Source organism: Rothia sp. HMSC062H08 (assembly GCF_001810775.1).
In the GTDB taxonomy this organism is placed as follows: Bacteria; Actinomycetota; Actinomycetes; order Actinomycetales; family Micrococcaceae; genus Rothia.
In genome coordinates this window covers 1-5,337 of sequence record NZ_KV802647.1, presented here as the reverse complement: position 1 = coordinate 5,337, position 5,337 = coordinate 1, and the positions used below count along the sequence as shown (strand labels likewise).

Below are 5,337 nucleotides of genomic sequence, written 5' to 3'. Positions count from 1 at the left end.
AACGATTACACCACTCCACAGGACTTGACCCGCCAAGCAGCCACCTCGCGAAATTCAGCACGAGCACGCCCTCCCGGGTATGGGGCTCATGCCTCGTGCGAGTGATGAGAATCTTCGGGAATGCATCCCCGATGGATAGAATCGGCGCAATCTCCCTCTCGAGCGTCGAATCGGCGCCGATATCGTCGCTCACATACACTTTCCTTCCCGGTTTCGAAACTTGGAAGGCAGTATGCGCAAGGATGCGTCGAGGTGCGATCCCAGTCGTACCATGCCAGCAGAGATGTCGAGGCACATTCGTTCATGCTGCAATGCGGGCATCGGAGATGAAAAACAGCCCGTCGGGTAGTCATGGGCGTGCGGGAGCCCGCATCAGTAACCTGCCTCCTCGGTTGTCCCTTCTTTGCATGGTCGTCTACATAAAGGAGGAACCAGCCATGCAGATCAGCATGCTTGCCCTTCTTGGGTCACGGACCGGGGAGGCGAGGGCCTCCGTCGGGACCGCCCCGAGCAACCGGCATATCCAAGGAATGACAAGGCTCGATCGCTGTGCTGGTCAGGATGCCGAAGCGGGCCGTCCGCCAATCGGAATGCGGGTCAGGATGCTGCAACGTGATTCCAGCTGCAGGATACGGCTCCTTTGCGGTTGCCGCAAAACCTGCTGGCAACATTCTTACTATCCGAATGATGTACGCATCCCTTGGGATCGTTTCGCCTGACCAGGGCCATCTTCAGCGCCTCATCGGCCAGCTCGGCAGGCGCCTCTTCCACGCGTAATAGCCCTGGCGGGTCACCTATGCAACCAAAGATACAAAAGGAATCGAATGGCCAGAGAGGATTGCCCTTACCGATGCTCGATTCTTGACAGGCAAACTCAAGCCTCGTTAATATTACATATTACATGGTTTGCCAGACCGAATTAACAAAGGAGGGGTGTCGTGGTTGGTCTTTTCCGCACGTGGATGAGCGCCTAGAAAGCGGCGCTGTTGTGGCGTCGCGCTGTTTTTCTGCACGCCATTTCACGATTGGACATAACCATGATATTTGAAACCTCTCGGGGCAGGTCTGTTCTGCTGTGCCATTCATGGCAATTCAAGCTTTGTTTCGTATGGGGCGGGGAGCTCGTTTCGACATTGACGAGTTCGATTCTCCAAATGGGTCTTATTTGGCATCTCGCCCTCACGACAGGGTCGTCTTCTCTCCTCTCCTTAGCATCGCTGGCAGGCTTTCTGCCGATTGCTTTGTTCGGAATCCTTGCGGGCGCCGTTGTCGACAGACTGCCTTTGAAACGTGTCCTCATCGGCGCCGACCTCTTCATTGCCGCGGTGGGTGCCGCCTTGGCGATTGCCTCGTTGGCCGGCAGCTTACCTGCATGGCTAATTCTCATCGCCCTGTTTCTCCGTGCAGTTGGTACTTCGTTCTACACGCCAGCCTCCCAATCTCTCACGCCCCATCTCGCCCCGCCAGAGCATCTCGTTCGCCTATCGGGGGTGACTCAGGCGATTCAGTCCGGCGGATACATTCTTGGCGCCGCGCTTGCAGCAGTGATTTATCCCGTGGCGGGCATTACCGCTATGATTGTCCTCGACGTGCTGGGAGCGCTTTTCGCTTCTTTAGCCGTCCTCGCCGCACAGATAGACGCAGGGGGCCTCGATGAAGCCGACCGCAGCTTGTCCTTTTCCAATAAGGTTCGAGAGCTCTTCTCTGAGATTTCGGACGGCTACAAGCTGATTAGGGAGTACAGGGGGCTGTTCGCCCTTCTTTGGTGCGGGTTCGTCTTCGCTTTCGCGTTCTCTCCGCTCGCGGCATTGTTCCCAATAATGACCTTGGGGCATTTTGGCGGTAGCACGGGGGATGCCGCTTTGGTGGAAATCCTTTTTTCTGCAGGCATGCTGGCTGGGTCCGGCATTTTGGCGGCCACGGGAGGGTTCCGCAATAGGTCGTTCACCATGGTCGCCGCGATTGCCGGCTTCGGCATTGCCGCAATCGTATCCGGATCGCTCGGCCCGTCATTGTTCGCTGCTTTCCTGCCGGTGAGCTTTCTTATGGGCGCATGCTCCCCGTTGTACGCGGGAACCCAGACTGCCCTTATGCAGGAGCAGATACCTCCTGAGTACCTAGGCCGCGTTTTCGGCCTCTACGGAACCATCATGGCGTGGGCCATGCCCATGGGCCTCGCAGCCCCCTCCGTTTTTGCGGATCTGCTTGGAGCTCCGTTATGGTTCGTCGGCTCTGGAGCGACCATGGTACTGCTTGCGATGGCTATGCTGCTTGCTCCGAGCGTCCGAAACGCGGGGAAAAGAGATACCGGGCAGATTCAATAGCCCAAGTATTCGAAAAAAAGAGGCAGCAGCCATCGGTTCAAGCGTCAGCCTTCAAGCCCTTGCGACGACGAGGTATTGCACCGACATTCCGCATCGCGCTCCTTATTCGTCGCCAACTATCATTTTCGGATTTGCCGGCTTGCGCAAGGTCAAAACGCTCGCGCCGGCAATTGGGCAAAGGCGAAAAATCGACGTGAGCAATCTTTTTTGGCATGGCTGCGCTTCCAGTAAAACGCTAATACACAAAAGGCGGTTCAACCTATGGAACTCATAGTCAAAGCTAAAGACATCTTTTTGGAATATGCCGGCCGCGATATCCTAGATATCGAAGAGTTGGAAATCTACTCCTACGATCGCATCGGCTTGGTGGGAGACAATGGCGCAGGCAAAACCAGCCTGCTTAAAATTCTGAGCGGCAATCTTACCATTGCGGACGCCGACGTCAGGCGCTTCGGCAGCATTGCCCTCATCGGCCAACTCGATGAACTCGACCTTGATGCGGCTCAGGACAGTGGTGAGATGCTCTCCCGTCTCAACGTCGCCGGAGTGGCGCAGGAGACGATGAGCGGCGGGGAGGAAACACGCGCCAAGATTGCCTCTGCACTCTCCCAGCATGCAAGCGCGATCTTCGCCGACGAGCCTACGAGCCACCTCGACCAAGACGGCATCCGCCTTCTCGTCGGACAACTCAAGGCATTTGATGGGGCTCTGCTCATCGTGAGCCATGACCGTCATTTTCTCGACCAGGTGGTAGACAAGATCTGGGAGCTCAAAGACGGCGGTATTTCCGAATTCTGGGGTGACTACTCCGACTATCTGCGACAGAAAGAAGAAGAGCGCAAAGCTCAGGCGACTCGATACGAAGAGGCGATGCGCGAGCGCGATCGCCTCGAAGCCGCCATCGAAAAACAACGGAAAAAAGCACGGCAGGTCGACGCCAAGCGGAAGGCTGCGAAAAAAAGCAACGAGTATGCAGGTCGATTGGGGCATCAGAAAGCAACCGGCACCAAACAGAAGAGGATGTACCAGGCGGCTAAGGACATGGAGAAGCGCCTCGAAGCGCTCGAAGGGATTGAGGCCCCAGATAGCATTCGCGCCGTGCGGTTCCGCCAGAGCAAGGCCCTGGAACTGCATAGTAAATTTCCCATCTCGGCAGACGATTTCAGCTTGAGCTTCGGCAACTGCATGCTCTATGACCACGCGAAATTCGAGATACCGCTCGGTGCCAAAGTGGCCATCACCGGTGGCAACGGTACAGGAAAGACCAGCCTGCTGAAGGCAATCGCTCGACGCGCCGACGGTATCAACATCTCTCCCAAGGCAGAGATCGGTTACTTCGAGCAAACAGGCTACAAGTTCGACGCCCGTCAGTCTGCGATCTCGTTCATGCAGGATGGTTGCGAGTACAGCATGACCGAAATTCGAGGCATCCTCGCCTCTATGGGAATCGGACCGCGCGACCTGACAAAGGACGTTGGCGTTCTCTCGGGAGGCGAAGTCATCAAGCTGCTACTCGCGAAGATGCTGCTGGGCAGATACAACATCTTGCTCATGGACGAGCCTGGAAATTACCTGGACATCAAGAGCGCCGAAGCCCTCGAGCAGATGATGAGCGCCTATGCCGGAACGATAGTGTTCGTCTCCCACGATAAGAGGCTGGTCGAGAACGTCGCAGACATTGTCTACGAAATAAAGGACACCAAGCTAGTCAAAATCTTTCAGCGCGAATAGCCCTAAATGAGCAAGAAATAATCCCCGAACGGAGACAAGGGAGTAAAACGGCAAAGAAAGAGCCTCCGTCCCAACGCAGGGAACGGAGGCTCTTTAATCGCTTTTACTCATCTCCGTCGCTGGTGGCTTTGTCATGACTCTCGTACGAAACGAAACTCAGCGGCACAGTGCGGCACTCAAAATCGCAGGTCAGAACCCTATCGGCCTACTCCCACTCGATGGCTTCAGTTTTACTGTCCCGACATTCCAGTTGTCCTCAGTTTTCGATGCCGTCTCAAACCGAGTGCCGCCAAGTAACACTATGTCGTGTTTCATCGGCTTCGGGGACAAAAGCTGGGACAACTTCAAAAACCATTTTCAAACTCAGAGTATTGAGTTTTTATTTTTGTCCCAAGGGGCACGGAGAGCCGCCTTTGGAGGCTCGATATCGACGAAAACGCCCGCTTTGAAACTCAAGTGCCTTTTCGTGTGCGAGCCGCCAGCTGCAATAGGAAGTGAATCAACGCAGGCGCCTTTCAAGCAGTTTGCAAAACTGCAGGTTGCAGGCCTTCATTGCTAGTAGGGGAAATGAGTAGTCTCAGGTGGCTTGCCCATGAGTTAGCGAGCAGGTTGGGGCTTCGTTGTTGGCGCAATCACTTCGTGCACACTCGAAAGGTCTGTTTAACTTCAGACAGGGCGCCAGTGCCTACGCGCAGTGGCGCAGATGATGGGCAGCAAGAGACAAGCATCTGCTGCCGCCCATCAGAAAGCATCGTACAGGCCATACCACACGTCGGTGTAGATGAAGTCGGCGCCCTTGATGCACTCGGTTGTCGTCGGAGACCTTGCAGTTCTCCTCGCCGATGGCCATGAGGTCGCCCATCTCCTGCGAAGGCGGGCGAGCCGTAGCTCGCCCGACCTGGTACGTCTTACAGACCGTGCTTACCGAGAGCGGCCATGCGCTCATTGATGGTGGCGCGGTATGCCGCAGCCTTCTGCTCGTCGGGCTCGCTCTGGGGGCACAGAGTGGCCAGGATGGCGCGAATGGAGTGCTTGCGGTTCTCGGCCTCGACCCAGCACAGGGAGCGCTCGGGATCGTCCATGACCTCGTCGACGACTTCCTCGCCACGGTTGGCGGGCAGGCAGTGCATGAACATGCTGTTCGGACCGGCAACGTTCATCATATCCCAGGTCACCTGGTACTTCGGATAGAACACATCCATGTAGCTGGAGCTGGAGACTTCACCTTGATTATCAACTTTATCCGAACACCTCCCACATTCATCCGCACATGTGCGGATGA

3 protein-coding genes and 1 pseudogene are annotated in these 5,337 nt (G+C 56.0%); 2 read left to right on the top strand and 2 right to left on the bottom strand.

Translation table 11 applies throughout. The features are described from left to right. A pseudogene (locus HMPREF2765_RS09290) lies at window positions 1-193 on the bottom strand (hypothetical protein); the annotation flags it as partial. An 844-nt stretch (window positions 194-1,037) separates the two neighbouring features. Here HMPREF2765_RS09290 and HMPREF2765_RS00180 point away from each other — a divergent pair. Both HMPREF2765_RS00180 and abc-f read left to right on the top strand, forming a co-directional pair. After that, window positions 1,038-2,324: an MFS transporter gene (locus HMPREF2765_RS00180; RefSeq protein ID WP_005987410.1), complete on the top strand. Its 1,287-nt coding sequence runs from the start codon at window positions 1,038-1,040 to the stop codon at window positions 2,322-2,324. A 261-nt stretch (window positions 2,325-2,585) separates the two neighbouring features. After that, a complete protein-coding gene (gene abc-f, locus HMPREF2765_RS00175; protein ID WP_005987409.1) occupies window positions 2,586-4,055 on the top strand; it encodes a ribosomal protection-like ABC-F family protein in 1,470 nt (489 codons plus the stop codon). Window positions 4,056-4,963: 908 nt separating this feature from the next. Here the strand turns inward: abc-f and HMPREF2765_RS00170 are convergent. Continuing rightward, a complete protein-coding gene (locus HMPREF2765_RS00170) occupies window positions 4,964-5,251 on the bottom strand; it encodes a Rossmann-fold NAD(P)-binding domain-containing protein (RefSeq protein WP_204371245.1) in 288 nt (95 codons plus the stop codon). Window positions 5,252-5,337 lie beyond the last annotated feature (86 nt).